The following is a 16567-nucleotide window of genomic DNA, read 5'->3' on the forward strand; positions in this document are numbered from 1 at the left end:
CTCTCGGGTCCCGGGCCCGTCCGCGAAGCCCGCTGTGACCTGGCGACGGCTGCCGCTAGGGCCAGCAGGTCTTCGGACTCAGGATCACCCGGGTCAGGACGCCTTCCCGAGGCTCGCGCCCCAGTGGCTGCCATCACTGGCGTGCCCTGCCCGTCACCTTCACCGCTGCGCGTCAGTCCCGGGTTCTCACCGGGTTCCCTGACTCCCGGAGGAGTTCGACTGGCAGGGGCGATGCTACGCGACCACGGGTCCGTGGCGTGTCAGGCCCCTGCCGAGAGCCCCACCAGCACCGCCGCCAGGGCGAGCTCGACGCCGGCACCGAAGACGTCGCCGGTCACACCCCCGAAGCGCACCCGCGCCCGGGCGATCACGATCACGACCACCCCGAGGCCCAGCAGCGCGGCGACCGGACCCCGCCACCACGGCAGCCCGGCGGCAGCCCCGAGGGCGCCGAGCACCGCAGCGCCGAGGAGCCAGAGGCCGACGACGTACGGCCGCGGCACCGTCTGGGTGTAGAGCCGGCCGAGGCCGTCGGGGCGGGCCGGGACGTTCCCCCGGGCGCAGCAGGTCGCCAGCGCGATCCGCGAGACGCACAGCGCGACCCCGGCCAGCAGCGCCGCCTGCCACCAGTGCGGCGAGGCGGCCAGCGCGGCCAGGGCGGCGACCTGGAGACCGACCACCAGGATCATCGCGATCACCCCGGCCGGACCCGAGGTGCCCGACTTCATCACCGCCAGGGAGCGCTCCCGGTCGAAGGAGGCCGACATCCCGTCGACCACGTCGGAGAGCCCGTCGAGGTGGAACGCCCGGTTGCCGAGCACCGCCGCCCCGACCGCCAGCAGTGCGCTCACCAGCGGCGGCAGGGTGAGCCAGTGCCCGAGCAGCAGCGCGACGCTCACGCCCACGCCGAGCGGCACCGCGGCCAGCGGGGCGAGCAGCATCGCCCGCCCCGCGTTGCGCCGGTCGACCACCTCGGGTGGGCGCACCGGCACCGCCGTCAGGGTGCCGACGGAGAGTCGCCAGGCGTCACGCACGGCTCAGACCCCGAGGTCGCTGAGCAGGGCGACGTCACGCATCAGGGCCACCGCGCTGCGCACGATCGGCACCGCCGCGACGGCGCCGGAACCCTCGCCCAGACGCATGCCGAGGTCGAGCAGCGGCTCGAGGCCGAGCTTCTCCAGGGCCAGGGACTGGGCAGGCTCGGTGGAGCGGTGGCCGGCCAGGAACCAGGACGAGGCACCGGGCGCGATCCGCTCGGCGGTGTAGGCGCAGGCGACGCTCATCAGGCCGTCCAGCAGCACCGGCACACCACTGACGGCGGCCTCGATCATGAAGCCGGTGGTGGCGGCGAGGTCGGCACTGCTCAGTGCCTGCAGCGTCTCGAACGGGTCCGCGGCACGCTCCCCGACCCGGGTCAGCGCCTGCTCGACGACGGCGATCTTGCGACGCAGGCCCTCGTCGTCGACCCCGGTGCCACGGCCGACCACGTCGGCGGCGGGCAGCCCCAGACCGGCAGCGAGCATGGCGGCCGCCGGGGTGGTGTTGCCGATCCCCATGTCGCCGCTGATCAAGAGCTGAGCACCGTTGTCGATCTCCTCGCGGGCCGCGGCGGCACCGGCCAGGAGGGCGTCCTCGGTCTCGGCCTCGGTGAGGGCGTCCTCGAGGTGGATCGCGCCGCTGGAGCTGCGCACCTTGCGGCTGATCAGCGCGCGGCGTACCTCGCACGGCAGCTCCTCGAAGTCCTCGGCCACACCGAGGTCGAGCACCCGGACCTTGACGCCGTGCGCCCCGGCGATCGCCGTCGCACCGGACTTGCCGGCCAGGAAGGTGCGCACCATCGCACCGGTGATGGCCGGCGGGAAGGCCGAGACGCCGTGCTCGGCGACACCGTGGTCTCCGGCGAAGATCACCAGGCTGACGTGGTCCAGTGGCGGCGGCGGGACCTGGCCCATCGCCGTCGAGATCCACACCCCGAGCTCGCCGAGGCGACCGAGCGCTCCGGGCGGGGTGGCCAGGCCCTGGAGGCGGGCCTGGGCCTGGGCGTGCACCGGCTCGGAAAGCATCGACGCCACGGTCGAGAACGGGAAGTCGCGGGGCAGAGTGGCCTGGTGGTTCATCGAAGTCCTTCGTCAGATCGGTTCGTGGATCCGCACGGGGGCCGGCGCAGGCGGACGTACGACGTCCACGTGCTGGTCAAGGGAGGCTCCCGCTCGGTTCGTCCGCAGGATCGGCCTTCCCCGCAGGACAGGCGGGAGGCCGGTCTTCGGACTTGCCGGGTCCCCCGGAGGGGCTCGGTTCACCGCAGCGGGCCTGTGCCGGAATCTCACCGACTTCCCAGATTCTCCCCGGTCGCCGTCCTCACCGCCGTGCGATGACTGGACTCCCGGGGCACCTCTCGCCTTTGGCCTGCCACCCTAGCGCGCCGTTGGCGCTCACCTATGGCAGGGTGAGGGAATGACCGTGCTCACGACCGCGACCGAGCTGGCCCAGGCCCTCGAGTCCCCCCATCCGCCGGTGGTGCTCGATGTGCGATGGCTGCTGGGCGGTCCTCCCGGACACCCGGAGTATCTGAGCGGTCACATCCCCGGCGCGGTCTACGTGTCCCTCGACGACGAGCTGGCCAGGCACGGGGAGCCGACCGACGGCCGCCACCCGCTGCCCGGCATCGAGGACCTCCAGGCCAGCGCCCGCCGGTGGGGCATCGACGACGGCACCGCGGTGGTGGCCTACGACGCCAACGCCTCCCTGGCCGCGGCCCGCGCCTGGTGGCTGCTGCGCTGGGCGGGGCTGGGCGACGTCACGCTGCTCGACGGCGGCCTGCAGGCCTGGACCACGGAGGGCTACGCGCTGGCCACCGACGACGTGACGCCCCGCCCCGGTGGGGTCACGCTCAGTGCCGGTCACCAGCCGGTGCTGGAGTTCGATGCGGTGACGTCGTACGACGGCGTGCTGCTCGATGCCCGGGCCGCCGAGCGCTACCGGGGCGAGACCGAGCCGATCGACCCCAAGGCGGGTCACATCCCCGGCGCGCTCAACGCCCCGACCACCCTGAACCTCACCTCCGACGGCCACTTCCTGCCCGCCGGAGTGCTGCGCGCCCAGTTCCACGCCCTGGGCATCGAGTCGCACAGCGACGTCGCGGTCTACTGCGGCTCCGGGGTCACCGCCGCGCACGAGATCGCCGCGCTGGCGATCGCGGGCGTCGAGGCGAGGCTGTACCCGGGGTCGTGGAGCCAGTGGAGCAACCACGACCTCGGCGTCGAGACCGACTAGCGGATCGGCACCGTGACGGTGCCGGTCGCCTCGTCGAAGTCGGAGACCCGGACCGTCACGGCGAGCTTCCAGTCCCCTGCCACCGGGACCGAGACGACCGCGGAGCGGTGCCCGGTCCAGATGTCGACCAGGTCGACCGGGAGCGGGCCGATCGCGGCGGAGCCTGCCGAGGCGGGCAGGGTGAGCTCGGCGCGGATCTCGTCGGGATCGGTGGACTCCCCCGCCTTGTCGAAGACGTAGAGGTGCACCTCCACCTCGCGGGTCCCCTTCGGCACCGCCGAGACCTGGACGGTGTCGCCCTGCAGGGTGAGGTTGGCCGAGACCGTCGGACGGTACGCCGTCTCGGCCGGCTCCGTGGCGACCAGCCCCGCGGTCAGCGCCAGCACCACCGCACCACCGCCGACCTCCATCAGGACGGTGCGGCCCAGCGCCGCCGGGGATCCGGCGGTGCGCAGCAGTCGCCGCGACCCGTAGCCGATCACCACGACGACGGCGACCAGCAGCACCTTGATCGAGAGCAGGTGACCGTAGTGGGTCTCCTTGAGCGCGCCCCAGGACCGGACCTGGCGCCAGCTCTGGAAGACCCCGGAGACCAGCAGGGCGCCGACGCAGCACAGCGCGACCAGTGAGAACCGCGGCAGCACCACCGAGGCGTCGGTGGCCCGCCAGACCCGGTCGACCACGAGGTGGACGAGACCGCCCACCCACACCGCCATCGCCAGCGCATGGATGGTCCAGCTCGGCACCGACATCGCCGGTGCGGTCCCGGCCGCCGCATGGCCGGCCAACGCGAACGTGAGGGCGATCAGGACGGCGAAGAGGCTGAAGACGACGGCGAACTCGCGCCGCCCGATCCGGTGCCGGGCGACCACCAGCACGCCGGCCAGCACGGCCAGCACGACCCGGGTCAGCTCGGCTCGCCCGTAGGTGGTGCCGAGCACCTCGCCGAGCAGCGAGCCGTCGCCGATCGAGCCCCAGCCCAGCGCTGCGTCCAGCGGTCCCTTGATCAGCAGGTCGGCGACCCCGGCGACGGCCAGCGCCGCGGCACCACCCAGCGCCACCCGCTGGCCGGTACGCGACGGGCTCCAGCCGAGCATCCAGAGCGCGACGCCACCGATCAGCAGCGCAGCGCCGGCGTACCCGACGAAGCGACCCACGCCCAGCGCGGTCGTGAGGCTGGTGTCGTCGGCGACCTTCGGGGCCGCCGGTGCGGTGCTGGCGTGGCCCACGGAGTAGGTGAACGCACCGGAGACGGGGTGGGAGTCGGCCGAGACGACCCGCCACGAGACCAGGTAGGTGCCCTGAGCGGTCGCCTTCAGGGGCACGCTCAGCCGGGAGCCGTCGGCGCTGGCGCCCCCGGCGTCGGCGCGGGTGCCGTCGGGGGCGAAGACCTGGAGACCGCCGGTGGGCAGCGTGACGGACTCGCTGAACCGCAGGTCGATCCGGGTCGGCGCGGTGGTCACCACGGAGTTGGGGGCCGGGTCGCTGGAGTCCAGCACGGCATGGGCCGAGGCCACCCCCGGGGTGAGCACGATCCCCGAGGCGATCGCGGTGCCGAGAGCGATCTTGCCGATCCGGGCCATCCGGCCGCCCGACGGCACGATCCGGAGTCGGGCGTACGCCGAGGGGCGCAGCGGCCGCCAGCGTCGGCCCTCCGTGCCGGGGCCGGGGCCGTGCTCGCGGGCCAGGAACCACATCAGCACGCAGCCGATCAGCAGGTCGACGTGCGGCAGCTCGTCGACGGCGGAGATCCGCCCGCTGGCGACGTCGAACCCGGCGGTGAGCAGCAGCAGCCCCACCGCGGTGCCGACGATGGGCAGGTAGCCCGCAGCCAGGGCGGGCCTGACGCTGGCGTAGACCAGGGCGAGCGAGATCGCCACGGCGAAGGAGAGCGACTCGTGGGTGGAGTGCGCCTCGCTGGTGCCGTGCATCACCAGCTGCAGCAGGGCGTTGGCCAGCTCGGCGCCGCCCATCAGGCCGACGGCCCAGCGCAGGATGTACATCCGTGACTCCCGGCGGCGCTGCCACCGGGCGGTGGCGATCCCGGCCAGGTCGATCGGCGCCGGCTCCTCGGCGGCCCGCACCGTCACAGCGCTCAGCGCCGCCAGCCGGGCCTCGAACGCCCGGCACTCCTCACACCCGTCGAGGTGGACGGCCAGGGCGTCGCCCGTCACCGTCACCTCCTCGCCGTCGGCCTGTGCCGACAGCGCCTCGCGTACCTCAGAACACTCCACGTGAAGAAGGTCCCACTCCGGGTGGCCAAAGTTCCCGTCGGGGCCGGGTTCGCGAAAAAAGTAGGGACTCGATGGAACCAGCACCGAGGGCGGCCCGACTTGGAGGGCATGACACTGATCCGCCCGCTGGCTGCGGCCAGCCTCACCGGCGCCCTCGTCCTGCTCGGTGCGCCCGCCTTCGCGCACGTCACCGTCAACCCGAACACCGCCCAGCAGGGCGGCTACACGAAGCTGACGTTCCGGGTGCCCGACGAGTCCGACACTGCCTCGACCACGAAGGTCCAGGTGGCGTTCCCCAGCGACCACCCGATCGCCTCGGTGATGACCAAGGCCGTGCCCGGCTGGACCGCGAAGGTCGAGACCACGAAGCCCTCGACCCCGCTGAGCAACGACGACGGCCCGGTCACCGAGGTCGTCTCGCAGATCACCTGGACCGCCGACTCGGCCGCCTCGGCGATCAAGCCCGGCCAGTTCGGCGAGTTCGACGTCTCGGTCGGCCCACTGCCCGAGGTTTCCACGGTCACGTTCAAGGCGCTGCAGACCTACTCCGACGGCACCGTGGTCCGCTGGATCGACACTGCCACGGGCAGCACCGAGCCCGACCACCCGGCGCCGGTGCTGACCCTGACCCCGGCCGGCAGCACTGCCAGCCCGAGCGCGAGTGCCGGCACGTCCGGCACCACGTCGGCCACCGACACTGCCGCGTCCTCGTCCGACTCCGAGTCCGACGACGACTCCAAGGCGCCGCTGATCGTCTCGATCGTCGCCCTGGTGGTCGCCGTCCTGGGTGCGGGGATCGCGCTCAGCAAGCGCCGTCGCGCCTAGGCCTCGCGCCGCTCCTCGGCACGATCCGCCTCACCGTCGGTCATGGTCCGCACCAGGTCCTCGCGGGCCCGGGCCACACGGGAGCGGATCGTGCCGATCGGGCAGCCGACCACGTCGGCGGCGTCGGCGTAGGAGAATCCCAGCAGCTGGGTGAGCACGAACGCCTCGCGCCGGTCGGGGTCGAGGCCGTCAAGCAGCAGCTCCAGCGCCACCTCGCCCTGATGGTCGGGGACGACGCGCGGAGCCGGAGCCACCGGCTCGCGGCGGCGGCGCTGGCGCGCAGCGATGTCGTCGGCCACCACCCGGCGGACGATGGTGAAGATCCAGGGACGCACCGGGGCGTCACCACGGAAGGTACGGAGAGAATGCAGCACCCGAACGAAACAGTCCTGGGCCAGGTCATCGGCCCGATCCCGGTCGCCGAGATGGGCGCACAGGCGCCACACGTCACCCTGGACGGCACGGACGAAGTCCTCCACCGCCCACGGGTCGCGGGTGTCCCGCGCGGCCAACGCCAGGCGCGTCAGCTCATCGGGGACGTCCACGCCCACGACCGTAACAGGACCCCGGCACTGCTCCTGGCATCGGCGGCGCTGCTCGCGGCGATGCTCACCACCCTGCTCGGGGGCGCCGGCTCGGCGGCGTACGCGGGGACGTTCAGCAGCTACCGGTCCACGCTGACCGGGATCACCCCGTCGGTCGCCGGGGTGAGTGTCACCGTCGCCACCGACGGTGAGGGGATCACGCTGACCAACACCAGTGACCAGCCGGTGATCATCAAGGGCTACCAGGGCGAGCCGTACGTGAAGGTCACCTCGGCCGGGGTCTGGCAGAACGACCTCTCCCCCGCGGTCTACCTCAACAAGGAGCAGTCGATCGGCTCGATCCCGAACGACGCCAACGCCACCAAGGCGCCGCGCTGGACCCAGATCTCGACCAACCACCGGTTCACCTGGCACGACCACCGGATCCACTGGATGGGGGCCGCCGAGCCGCCGGCGGTCGCGAAGGATCCGGGCTCCAAGCACCTGATCAACGACTGGAAGGTGCCGATCACGATCGGGTCGCAGGAGGGCACCATCACCGGCACCCTGACCTACGTCCCGGGCAGCAAGTGGGGCACGTACCTCCCCTATGTCGCGATCGGGGCGGGCGTGATCGTCGTGGTGGGCGTGCAGCTGCTCGTCGTACGCCGTCGCCGGACCGTCACCCCAGCCTGAACGCGACCTTCCGGGTCGCGATGTCGGCCTCGGTGAGGGTGGCGGTCACCGGGTCACCCAGGGGCAGCGCCGTGGTCGAGGTCAGTCCGGCCTCGACCGCGGGGTCGTGCAGGGAGAGGTTGCCGCGGGTCTGGTCCTTCTCGCTGACCTCGACCACGACCCCCTCGAACGTGGAGCCGATCTGCGGGGCGAGGATGCCGGCCTCGACCAGGTCGAGGATGCCGCGCTCGTAGGCACCGGCCTTGCGGCCCGAGGCCTGCATGGTCTCGGGCAGGGTCTCGAACTTCTCCAGCACCCAGGCCGGCACCTGCTCACCGGCGCACAGGGCGACACAGACCTCGCCGGCGTACCGGTCGATCAGGCGCCGCAGGGGTGCGGTGACGTGGGCGTACGGCGAGGCCAGGGCAGCGTGCTCGGTGAGCTCGGGCAGGGTCCCGTTGAAGGCGGTGTAGCCGCTGCCGCGCAGCAGCCGGGTGGAGGCGACCACCATCGCGGCGTGCCGCGAGTGGGACGGGTCCAGGCTGCGGATGAAGTCGGGCACCGCCTGGTCGGCGGGCCAGTCGATGCCGAGCGCCTGCGCGGTGCGGCGCAGCCGGGCCACGTCGCGGGGGTCCGAGGGCGGCAGCGTGCGCAGTAGGCCGACCTTGTGCTGCAGCATGATCGCGGCCGCACCGAAGCCGGTCAGCAGGGAGAGCTGGGCGTTCCAGCGCTCGACCGGCAGCTGGGAGCGGTAGGCCAGCCGCCACTGCTCCCCCGCCACCTCGATCTCCTGGTCGGGCAGCGGCAGGTCGATCCCGCCGCGGGCGATCTCGGCGTCGATGCGCAGCTTCCCGATCTCGGGCAGGAGCCCGACGGAGTCGGCGTACGGGCCTGAGAGCGTGCCGCCGTCGAGGGCGGCCTGGAGTCCGACGTAGTCGAGCTTGGCGACCGACCTGATCGTGGCCCGCCGCACTCGGGTGTCGAGGATCTGGCCGGCGGCGTCGAGGGTGGAGGTCCACAGCAGCACCGGGCGGACCTCGTCGGGCAGCAGCGACGCGGCGCCCTCGGAGAGCTCGACGGGGTGGAGCGGGATCTTGGAGTCGGCACCGTAGAGCGACTCGCCGCGGCGGTGGGCCTCGGTGTCGATCGGGCCACCGGGGGCGACGAAGGCGTGCACGTCGGCGATGGCGTAGTCCACCACGTAGCCGTCGGTGGTCCGGGCCAGGTGCAGCGCCTGGTCCAGGTCCATCGACCCGGCGGGGTCGAGGGTGATGAACGGGAGGTCGGTGCGGTCCTCCCGGGTGGCCTCGCGCCCCGGAGTGCCGGCGACGGCCGCTGCCTCCGCGCTCACCTCCGGTGGGAACTGGGGCGTGACCTCGAGCTCGTTCTGGAGCTGTTGGATCCCGGCGCGCAGACTCGCTGCTGCGACGGCGTCGTCGGCTTGGGTGACCCGGATGACCTGTCCGCTCGGCATGAACGGCACCATATCCCTGTGCTGATTCTTCTGCCGCCCAGCGAAGGCAAGGCCTCCCCTACGCGGGGTAAGCCGCTCGACCTGTCAACGCTCTCGGTCCCCGTGCTGAACCCAGCCCGGGAGGCGGTGATCGAGGCGCTGGTGGAGCTGTGCGAGTCGGCGCCTGAGAAGGCGATGGAGGCGCTGGCGATCCCGAAGACCCAGCCGGAGCTGGTCGGCCTCAACGCTCGGCTCCGGTCTGCGCCGACCGCTGTCGCCTCGACGATCTACACCGGCGTGGTCTACGACGCGCTCTCGTTCGAGACCCTGTCGTCGGCTGCGAAGCGCCGCGCCAACGGACGCGTGATGGTGGCCTCCTCGGTCTTCGGTCTGGTCGGCCTGGCCGACCGGATCCCGGCGTACCGGTTGAGCGGTGACGCCACCGTGCCCGGGCTGGGCGGCGTGCAGGCGCACTGGCGTGCCCACCTGGAGCCGGCCGCCTTGGAGGCGCTGGGATCGGGCCTCTTGATCGACCTGCGCTCGGGCACGTACGCAGCCTTCTGGAAGCCGACCGCTGTCGCCGCCCGTACGGCGACGGTGCGCGTGCTCCACGAACGCGACGGCGTCCGCAAGGTGGTCAGCCACTTCAACAAGGCCACCAAGGGCCGGATCGTGCGCGCCCTCCTGGAGGAGGGTGCCGCACCCCGCACCCCGGCCGCCCTCGCCGACGCCCTGCGGGACCTGGGCTGGACCGTCGAGGTCGGCGCGCCGAGCAAGGCCGGGACGCAGCTCGACGTGGTGGTCAGCGAGCTCTAGGCCGCACGGGGCTGCGCGCTGAGGGCCGTGGTCCCGGTCGGGGTGCGGAGGTACTGCCGTCCGGCCGGCGTGGTCCACAGAAACACGCCCGGCTCGAGGTGCTGGTACTGCCACCCGCTGTGGGTCTTGAGGCGGTGGTGGTGGCGACACAGGGGTGCGAGGTTCGTGCTGCTGGTCTGGCCGGGCGGGCCGCTGGGGTTGTACGGGGTGATGTGGTCGAGGTCACAGGCTCTGGCGGGGTGTTCGCACCAGGGGTGGACGCAGGTCCGGTTGATCAGGATCGCCTGCTCCCGCATGGTCTCGGACGGGACGTAGCCGTCGCGCGTGTGAGGTGCGGCAAGGTCGAGGACGGGACGGATGATCACCTTCGTGCCAGCGGTCCGGCACCACTCCGCGACCCGCTCCACCGGGGCGAGAGTGTTCCCGGCCTCGACCTGGGCGATGGATGAGTCGCGGGTGAGATGGACGTAGGTGTGCACCACCCGCGTCACGGCATCGGGAGTCTCCTCGGCTGATCCAGCCAACTGGCGTCGTGCGATCACCCCGACCGCCTTCGCGCGCCGGACGTCGAGGGACTCGGGCTCGCGGCCACCACCGCAACCGTCGCGGCCGTCACCGTCCGACTCGGCGAGTTGGGCGGCGACCTCCTGGATCGCGGCTTCGAAGTCCGCCGCGTCAGCGGCATCCAAGCGTCCGAACACATCAGCCAGCCCGTCAGGCTGCCCAGTCCCGGACACACTGATCGACCGACCCTCCGCTGCCGCCCTCGCACGGGCCACAGCCGCATCAGGGTCACTCAGGATCTCCGCCACCACAACCATCCGGCGGAGCCGGGCCATCCCGACCCGGTGCGCGATCGGGGCGATCACCTCGTCGACGTACCGCGCCCCCTCAGCGGGGACGCTGCGGAGCGTCGCGGCGACCTGACGGGCACGCCACACCTCCACCCTGCCGTCACGGACGGCAGCCAGGGTCTCGGGGAACCGCCAGGCCAGATCCCACACATCCGCCAGATACGACAGTGCAGCGCGGGGGCTCATCTGAGCGAACGCAGCGAACTCCGCGACTGCTTCCTCCCCGATGCGAGGACAGCCGTCACCACCGACGGGCATCTCCAGGCCATACCGCTTCTCAGCAGGCTCCGTGTCGGCCACCAGCCTCAGCCAGCCGATCGCCTTGTCCAAGGCCTTCACCTCACGACGACGAGCCTTGACCTGGTCCACACGCCAGCCCTCCAACAGCGCCTCAGCACTGCTGGTCGCGACGTCCGAACCACTCGACTTCATACCCATCACGGTAGGGGAAGCCACCGACAAAAGCTGACCACCACCCTGGCGGCCACCAGGCCTCACCACCCGGCCGCTACGGTGCCCCCGTGACCCCGGGGCGACACAGGCAGCCGCGCCGCACGCGGCCCGTCAAGCGACGCTTCAGCGGGTTCGTCGGCGAGCTCGTCGGCGAGCTGCTGTTCGCACTGCTTGTCTTCCTGCTGCTCGCCGGTGCCACGATCGCTGTCAGCTTCGGGTGGCACCACGCCCGTTCCGCCACCATCGTCGTTCTCAGCGTCCTCGCCGCGTTCCTGATCTACGGAGCGGTGTACCTCCTCGCCGCAGCCCTCAACATCCCGATGAAGCCCCGGTGGCCCCGGGTCGGCGCAGCCGCCGGCTTCTCGGTCCTGATCGCCCTCCTCATCGGCTCCTACGGCCTGCTGCTCCTCTGAGCCACGCCTGGCAGGATCGGACCATGCTCCGCTTCCCCGCTCCCCTGACCCCGGGCGCGACCATCGCCGTCACCTCGCCGTCGTCGGGGGCCAGCGGGGCCGCTGCGGAGCGGATCGAGTTCAGCATCGCCTGGCTGCGGCGCCGCGGCTATGAGGTCGTGGTGGGCGCGTGCATGGACGGGACCGGGATCACCTCGGCTCCTGCCCGGCAGCGGGCCGAGGAGCTGACCGCGATGCTGTGCGACCCGAGCGTCGCCGCCGTGGTGCCGCCGTGGGGAGGGGAGACGGCGATCGACCTGGTCGACCTGCTCGACTGGGATGCGCTCGCGGCCGCGGAGCCGACCTGGCTGGTCGGCTACTCCGACCTGTCCACGCTGCTGGTGCCGCTGACCACCCGGCTGGGCTGGGCGAACCTGCACGGCGACAACCTCGCCGACACGCCGTACCGCACTCCCCCGGGTCTGCTCCCGTGGCTCGACCTGGCCTCAGGCCCGGGACCGCACGTCCAGCACGACTCCGGCCTGATCGCCGACTGGCAGCGCCTGGCGGAGAATCCGCAGGCCGAGGAGTGGACCACCCTGGGCAGCGGCAAGTGGCGGCTCCACGGCGCCACCTCCCTGCACACCTCCGGGCGGCTGATCGGCGGCTGCATCGAGACCCTGGTCAACCTCGCTGGGACGCCGTACGGCGATGTCGCGAGGTTCGGCGCCGAGCATGCCGAGGACGGGCTGATCGTGTACCTGGAGGCCGCCGAGGACGGTGCCGCGACGATCTGCCGGTCCCTGCACGGCCTCCGGCTGGCCGGCTGGTTCGACCACGCGAGCGCGATCCTGATCGGCCGCACCGACGCCCCCGACCATCCGCACCTGACTCAGGACGAGGCGGTCCTGGACGCGTTGGGCCGACTCGACCTGCCGATCGTCTTCGACGTCGAGATCGGGCACGTCCCGCCGCACCTGCCGCTGGTCAACGGTGCGCTGTCCACGGTGACGGTGGACGGCGGCACCCGGCAGATCAGTCAGGAGCTGCGCTAGCGCGCTACCAGCGCGCTGCGCCGCCAGCCGCCCCGGACCGCTCCGGCGGCAGCCCGTTGAACAGGCGCATCGAGCCGCGCGTGGTGCCGTCGTCGCCGTCCTCGTAGTACGAGATCACCGAGACCGACGCCGGTGCCAGCTCCATCTGGTAGACGGCGCTGAGCGGCGCGCCCAGCGCGGCAGCGACGAGCGTCTTGATCGGCGTCACATGGCTGACCACGAGCACGGTCTGGCCCTGGTGGGCCTCGACCAGCCGCGTCAGACCGGCCAGCACGCGCTCCTCGACCTCGCGGAAGGACTCACCGCCGCCAGGGGCGACGTCGAGCGAGCCCAGCCACGACGACAGCTCGTCGGGGTAGCGCTCGGACACCTCGGCAAAGGAGAGCCCGTCCCAGCGGCCGAACTCCATCTCGGCGAACCCCGGCTCGAAGGTGACCGGCAGGCCGAGCACGTCCCCGGCGATCGCCGCAGACTCCGCCGTACGCCGCACCGGCGAGGCCACGATCGCATCGACCGTCATCGCGAGCTGCTGCACCCAGGTCGCACTCGCCCGGATCTGGGCACGCCCCTCGTCCGACAGCGGCGGGTTGTCCCCGCCCAGCCCACCGGAGAAGCGCTTGGCGGCGGTGTGCACGGTGACGCCGTGGCGCAGCAGGATGACGGTGGTGGGCGGTGCGATGGTGGCGTCCCAGCCACGCGAGGGCACCGTTGCAGCGACCGACTCGACCTCGGCCACCAGTGAGGCATCGGGCTCGGCGAGGGCGGTGACTCCGGAGCGGCGACCGTCCATCGCCTCGTTCGCGAGCCGGTCGGCGTACCCGTTCTCGGCCCGCGGCACCCAGACGAACACGGTCCCGGCCGGCGTGAGCTCGCGCGCCCGGGCGGCCAGCGGCACCATCGCGGGGTGCTTGACCTTCCAGGTGCCGTTCATCTGCTCCACGACGAGGCGGGAGTCCATCCGGACCTCGATCGCGGCACCGGGAGCGAACTCGGCAGCGAGCTCCAGCCCGGCGATCAAGCCGCGGTACTCGGCAACGTTGTTGGACGCGACCCCGATCGGCTCAGCGGCCTCGGCGAGCACGGCGCCGGTGCTGGCATCGCGCAGCACGGCACCGAATCCGGCCGGCCCCGGATTCCCCCGGGAGCCGCCGTCGGCCTCGATCTGGACCCGCGCCGTCACGCTCAGAGCCCGGACTCGGCGGTCCTGACCATGATCCGGCCGCACTCCTCGCAGCGCGCGACCTCGTTGCTCTGCAGCGAACGCACCCGGGACAGCTCGGCGGCGTCCAGGGTCAGCCCGCAGCCACCGCATTTGCGGGCGCGCAGCTCGGCGGCACCGACGCCGCCCTTGGACTCACGGATCTTGTCGTAGAGCGCCAGCAGGTCCGCCGGCATCCCCTCGACGGTCTCGGGACGGGCACCCTCGACCTCGGCCAGCTCGGCCTCCAGCGCGGCGACCTTCTCGGCGTGCTGTGTCCGCAGCGCCTCGATCTTCTGGTCGTACGTCGCCAGGTGGGCCTCATGCTCGTCGAGCACCTTCTGCGCCGCCTCCAGCGCCTCCATCACCTCGAGCTCCTCGTCCTCGAGCACAGCGATCCGGCGGTCGAGGTTCTCGATCTCCGCGGTCATCGCGGCGAGGTCCTTGGGGTTGGAGATCGCGCCGGAGTCGACCCGCTCCTGGTCACGACGACGGCGCGCCCGGACGGTCTCAACGTCGGTCTCGGCCTTGGACTGGGCCGAGGACAGGTCGAGCACCACCACGCGGGCGTCGCGGGTCTCGTTCTCGACACCGACCCGCTCCACGGCGATGGCACGTGCCTGGGCGACCTCGGGCAGGTTCGCCTTGGCATGGCGAAGCTGGAGTGCCTTGGAGTCCAGCTCCTGGATTTCGAGCAGTTTGAGCTGGGCGAAGGGGTCGCTCTTCACGAGAGGTCGGGCTCCTGGGTCGGGGTGGTGATCGTGGTCTGGGGGACGTGGAACGTCCAGGGGTCGGTCACGAGCGTGCTGACCCGAGTCTCCACCTTAGTGCCGCGCGCGGCCAAGGCCTGCTCCAGCCTCGCGGCCGTCGCCGGCAGCCAGAGCCATTCGGCGGCCCAGTGCGCCACGTCGATCAGGGCGGGGCCGTCCTTCTCCAGGAACTCCGAGGCCGGATGGTGGCGCAGGTCCGAGGTCAGGTACACATCCACGCCGCTGGTGGCGACCCGGTCGAGGGCGAAGTCACCGGCGCCGCCGCACAGCGCGACACTGCGGATCTCGCGGTCGGGGTCCCCCGCGACGCGAACACCGTGCGCCGTGGCCGGCAGCACCTGGGCCACCCGGTCGGCGAACGCGGCCAGGGTCGTCGGCTCGACGGTGCCGATCCGTCCGATCCCGATCGTGGGGTCGGCGGCGTACGGCGACAGCGGCCGCTGTTCGCGGAGGCCGAGGGCGTCGGCCATCGCGGCCGAGACCCCGTCGACGGCCTGGTCGGCGTTGGTGTGCGCGGTCAGCAGCGCGCAGCCCGCGCGGGTCAGGGTGGTGACGGTGCGGCCCTTGGGCGTCGTCGCCGCGAAGCCGTGCACGCCCTTGAGGAAGAGCGGGTGGTGCACGACCAGCAGGTCCGCGCCCCAGGCAGCCGCCTCGGCGGCGACCTCGGGGGTCGGGTCGACGGCGAAGAGCACCTTCTCGACGGTGTCGTCGGGTGCCCCGGCGACCAGGCCGACGGCGTCCCATCCCTCGGCTGTCTCCGGCGGGAACCAGGTGTGGATCAGGTCGGTGACATCGGCGAGGGTGGGCACCGTGCCAGCCTAGTCGGCGCCCTCAGTTGACCTGCCGGTCGCGGCCCTCCCAGTAGGGCGCCCGGAGCTTGAACTTCTGCAGCTTGCCGGTCGCGGTCCGGGCCAGCTCGTCACGGAACACGATCGACGTCGGCGCCTTGTAGCCGGCCAGCCGCTCCTTGCACCAGCCGATCAGCTCGGCCTCGGTGACCTCGGCGCCGGGAGCCAGCACCACCATCGCGAGGATGGTCTCGCCCCACTTCTCGTGCGGCACCCCGATCACGGCGGCCTCGGCGACACCGGGGTGGGAGAAGAGCGCATCCTCGACCTCGATCGAGGAGACGTTCTCCCCGCCGGTGATGATGACGTCCTTCTTCCGGTCGCTGATGGTGAGGTAGCCGTCGTCGCTGATCACGCCGCCGTCACCGGTGTGGAACCAGCCGTCGACGAGGGCCTTGTCGGTCTCCTCGGGCTTGTTCCAGTACGACTTGAGGATCTGGTTGCCCTGCGCCAGCACCTCGCCGTCCTCGGCCAGGGTGAGCCGGACGCCGAGCGCCGGGACCCCGGCGCGGGTGAGCTTGGCGGCGCGCTCCAACGGGGTCAGGTCGTCGTACTCGGCGCGGCTGCGGTTGACGGTGAGCAGCGGCGAGGTCTCGGTGAGGCCGTAGATCTGGATGAACTCCCAGCCCAACTCGTCGAGCACGCGCTCGATCGTGCGTGTCGGCGGGGGAGCACCTGCGGCGACGATGCGCACGATCGAGCGCGTGCTCGACGAATTGGGTTGGGAGTTCATCCAGATCTACGGCCTCACCGAGACCTCGCCGCTGGTCACCGTGAACCGGCAGCGCGCCGAGTGGGACGACCTGTCAACGCACGACCGTGCACGCAACCTCGGCCGCGCAGGTGCCCCGGCGCTCGGCGTCAAGATCATGGTGGACGAGGACGGCGAGGTGCTGACGGCGTCCAACCACAACCTCGACGGCTACTGGGAGCAGCCCGATGCCACCGAGGAGTCTCAGAAGGGCAACTGGTTCCACACCGGCGACGGCGGCCGCATCGACGACGACGGTTATCTGGTCATCCAGGACCGCAAGAAGGACGTGATCATCTCCGGTGGCGAGAACGTGTCGTCCATCGAGGTCGAGGATGCGCTGGTGTCGCACGACGCGGTCAAAGAGGTGGCCGTCATCGGGGTGCCCGACGAGAAGTGGGGCGAACTCGTCACCGCGCTGGTGGTCACCGACGGGGCCGACGTCG

The 16567-nt window shown here is 72.1% G+C and carries 16 protein-coding genes, 1 pseudogene and 2 riboswitches; of the genes and pseudogenes, 7 read left to right on the forward strand and 10 right to left on the reverse strand.

Annotated features, from left to right (window positions below):
- Positions 1-45: 45 nt before the first annotated feature.
- A riboswitch (cobalamin riboswitch) is annotated at positions 46-239 on the reverse strand.
- A 21-nt stretch (positions 240-260) separates the two neighbouring features.
- Positions 261-1034 carry an adenosylcobinamide-GDP ribazoletransferase gene (locus tag Q1V88_RS10135; RefSeq protein ID WP_300681024.1) on the reverse strand — a complete coding sequence of 258 codons (774 nt, stop codon included), beginning with the start codon at positions 1032-1034 and terminating at the stop codon, positions 261-263.
- Positions 1035-1037: 3 nt separating this feature from the next.
- Positions 1038-2117, reverse strand: coding sequence for a nicotinate-nucleotide--dimethylbenzimidazole phosphoribosyltransferase (cobT, locus tag Q1V88_RS10140; RefSeq protein WP_300681026.1), 1080 nt, complete (start codon positions 2115-2117; stop codon positions 1038-1040).
- A 119-nt stretch (positions 2118-2236) separates the two neighbouring features.
- Positions 2237-2381, reverse strand: a riboswitch (cobalamin riboswitch).
- Between the two features lie 73 nt (positions 2382-2454).
- Here cobT and Q1V88_RS10145 point away from each other — a divergent pair.
- Positions 2455-3273 (forward strand): sulfurtransferase, encoded by an 819-nt coding sequence (locus Q1V88_RS10145; RefSeq protein ID WP_300681028.1) that lies wholly within the window; start codon positions 2455-2457, stop codon positions 3271-3273.
- On the opposite strand, the gene Q1V88_RS10150 is transcribed toward Q1V88_RS10145, so the two are convergent.
- A complete protein-coding gene (locus tag Q1V88_RS10150) occupies positions 3270-5507 on the reverse strand; it encodes a copper resistance protein CopC (protein ID WP_300681030.1) in 2238 nt (745 codons plus the stop codon). The two genes, Q1V88_RS10145 and Q1V88_RS10150, sit on opposite strands and share 4 nt — an antisense overlap.
- A 108-nt stretch (positions 5508-5615) precedes the next feature.
- Here Q1V88_RS10150 and Q1V88_RS10155 point away from each other — a divergent pair, with 108 nt between their 5' ends.
- Positions 5616-6332, forward strand: a complete 717-nt coding sequence (locus Q1V88_RS10155; RefSeq protein ID WP_300681032.1) for a YcnI family protein — start codon at positions 5616-5618, stop codon at positions 6330-6332.
- On the opposite strand, the gene Q1V88_RS10160 is transcribed toward Q1V88_RS10155, so the two are convergent.
- Positions 6329-6877 carry a sigma-70 family RNA polymerase sigma factor gene (locus tag Q1V88_RS10160; protein ID WP_300681034.1) on the reverse strand — a complete coding sequence of 183 codons (549 nt, stop codon included), beginning with the start codon at positions 6875-6877 and terminating at the stop codon, positions 6329-6331. The two genes, Q1V88_RS10155 and Q1V88_RS10160, sit on opposite strands and share 4 nt — an antisense overlap.
- Before the next feature lie 60 nt (positions 6878-6937).
- On the opposite strand from Q1V88_RS10160, the gene Q1V88_RS10165 reads away from it, so the two are divergent.
- On the forward strand, positions 6938-7552 hold the full coding sequence (locus Q1V88_RS10165; RefSeq protein ID WP_300681036.1) for a hypothetical protein: 615 nt from the start codon (positions 6938-6940) through the stop codon (positions 7550-7552).
- Here Q1V88_RS10165 and Q1V88_RS10170 read toward each other — a convergent pair.
- Entirely contained in the window at positions 7539-9005 is a 1467-nt protein-coding gene (locus Q1V88_RS10170; protein ID WP_300681038.1) for an RNB domain-containing ribonuclease, read from the reverse strand. The genes Q1V88_RS10165 and Q1V88_RS10170 overlap by 14 nt on opposite strands.
- 18 nt (positions 9006-9023) lie before the next feature.
- Here Q1V88_RS10170 and yaaA point away from each other — a divergent pair, with 18 nt between their 5' ends.
- Positions 9024-9800: a peroxide stress protein YaaA gene (gene yaaA / locus Q1V88_RS10175; protein WP_300681040.1), complete on the forward strand. Its 777-nt coding sequence runs from the start codon at positions 9024-9026 to the stop codon at positions 9798-9800.
- Here yaaA and Q1V88_RS10180 read toward each other — a convergent pair.
- Entirely contained in the window at positions 9797-11086 is a 1290-nt protein-coding gene (locus Q1V88_RS10180) for an HNH endonuclease signature motif containing protein (protein WP_300681042.1), read from the reverse strand. The two genes, yaaA and Q1V88_RS10180, sit on opposite strands and share 4 nt — an antisense overlap.
- 89 nt (positions 11087-11175) lie before the next feature.
- On the opposite strand from Q1V88_RS10180, the gene Q1V88_RS10185 reads away from it, so the two are divergent.
- Positions 11176-11520, forward strand: a complete 345-nt coding sequence (locus Q1V88_RS10185; RefSeq protein ID WP_300681044.1) for a hypothetical protein — start codon at positions 11176-11178, stop codon at positions 11518-11520.
- 23 nt (positions 11521-11543) lie between these two features.
- Complete coding sequence (locus Q1V88_RS10190; protein ID WP_300681046.1) at positions 11544-12554, forward strand: S66 peptidase family protein; 1011 nt, start codon at positions 11544-11546, stop codon at positions 12552-12554.
- A gap of 4 nt (positions 12555-12558) precedes the next feature.
- On the opposite strand, the gene Q1V88_RS10195 is transcribed toward Q1V88_RS10190, so the two are convergent.
- Genes Q1V88_RS10195 through Q1V88_RS10210 form a run of 4 tightly spaced genes read right to left on the reverse strand, consistent with a single transcriptional unit; the run spans position 12559 to position 16103 of the window.
- Positions 12559-13734, reverse strand: coding sequence for a bifunctional RNase H/acid phosphatase (locus Q1V88_RS10195; protein ID WP_300681047.1), 1176 nt, complete (start codon positions 13732-13734; stop codon positions 12559-12561).
- A gap of 2 nt (positions 13735-13736) precedes the next feature.
- Positions 13737-14480 (reverse strand): C4-type zinc ribbon domain-containing protein, encoded by a 744-nt coding sequence (locus tag Q1V88_RS10200; RefSeq protein WP_300681049.1) that lies wholly within the window; start codon positions 14478-14480, stop codon positions 13737-13739.
- On the reverse strand, positions 14477-15331 hold the full coding sequence (locus Q1V88_RS10205; protein ID WP_300681051.1) for a Nif3-like dinuclear metal center hexameric protein: 855 nt from the start codon (positions 15329-15331) through the stop codon (positions 14477-14479). Before Q1V88_RS10205 ends, Q1V88_RS10200 begins: the two co-directional genes overlap by 4 nt.
- Before the next feature lie 22 nt (positions 15332-15353).
- A complete protein-coding gene (locus Q1V88_RS10210) occupies positions 15354-16103 on the reverse strand; it encodes an AMP-binding protein (protein WP_300681053.1) in 750 nt (249 codons plus the stop codon).
- Between Q1V88_RS10210 and Q1V88_RS10215 the strand changes: the two are divergent.
- Positions 16057-16567, forward strand: a pseudogene (locus Q1V88_RS10215) (AMP-binding protein); the annotation flags it as partial. The gene Q1V88_RS10210 and the pseudogene Q1V88_RS10215 sit on opposite strands and share 47 nt — an antisense overlap.

This window comes from Nocardioides sp. (genome assembly GCF_030150155.1).
Taxonomy (GTDB): Bacteria; Actinomycetota; Actinomycetes; order Propionibacteriales; family Nocardioidaceae; genus Nocardioides.

What these genes read in the sequence shown, in the direction of transcription:
- Q1V88_RS10170 (WP_300681038.1), bottom strand. Translation starts at nt 9,005, where the DNA reads ATGCCGAGCGGACAGGTCATCCGGGTCACCCAAGCCGACGACGCCGTC.
- Q1V88_RS10210 (WP_300681053.1), bottom strand. Translation starts at nt 16,103, where the DNA reads ATGAACTCCCAACCCAATTCGTCGAGCACGCGCTCGATCGTGCGCATC.
- Q1V88_RS10155 (WP_300681032.1), top strand. Translation starts at nt 5,616, where the DNA reads ATGACACTGATCCGCCCGCTGGCTGCGGCCAGCCTCACCGGCGCCCTC.
- Q1V88_RS10165 (WP_300681036.1), top strand. Translation starts at nt 6,938, where the DNA reads ATGCTCACCACCCTGCTCGGGGGCGCCGGCTCGGCGGCGTACGCGGGG.
- cobT (WP_300681026.1), bottom strand. Translation starts at nt 2,117, where the DNA reads ATGAACCACCAGGCCACTCTGCCCCGCGACTTCCCGTTCTCGACCGTG.
- Q1V88_RS10190 (WP_300681046.1), top strand. Translation starts at nt 11,544, where the DNA reads ATGCTCCGCTTCCCCGCTCCCCTGACCCCGGGCGCGACCATCGCCGTC.
- Q1V88_RS10145 (WP_300681028.1), top strand. Translation starts at nt 2,455, where the DNA reads ATGACCGTGCTCACGACCGCGACCGAGCTGGCCCAGGCCCTCGAGTCC.
- Q1V88_RS10180 (WP_300681042.1), bottom strand. Translation starts at nt 11,086, where the DNA reads ATGAAGTCGAGTGGTTCGGACGTCGCGACCAGCAGTGCTGAGGCGCTG.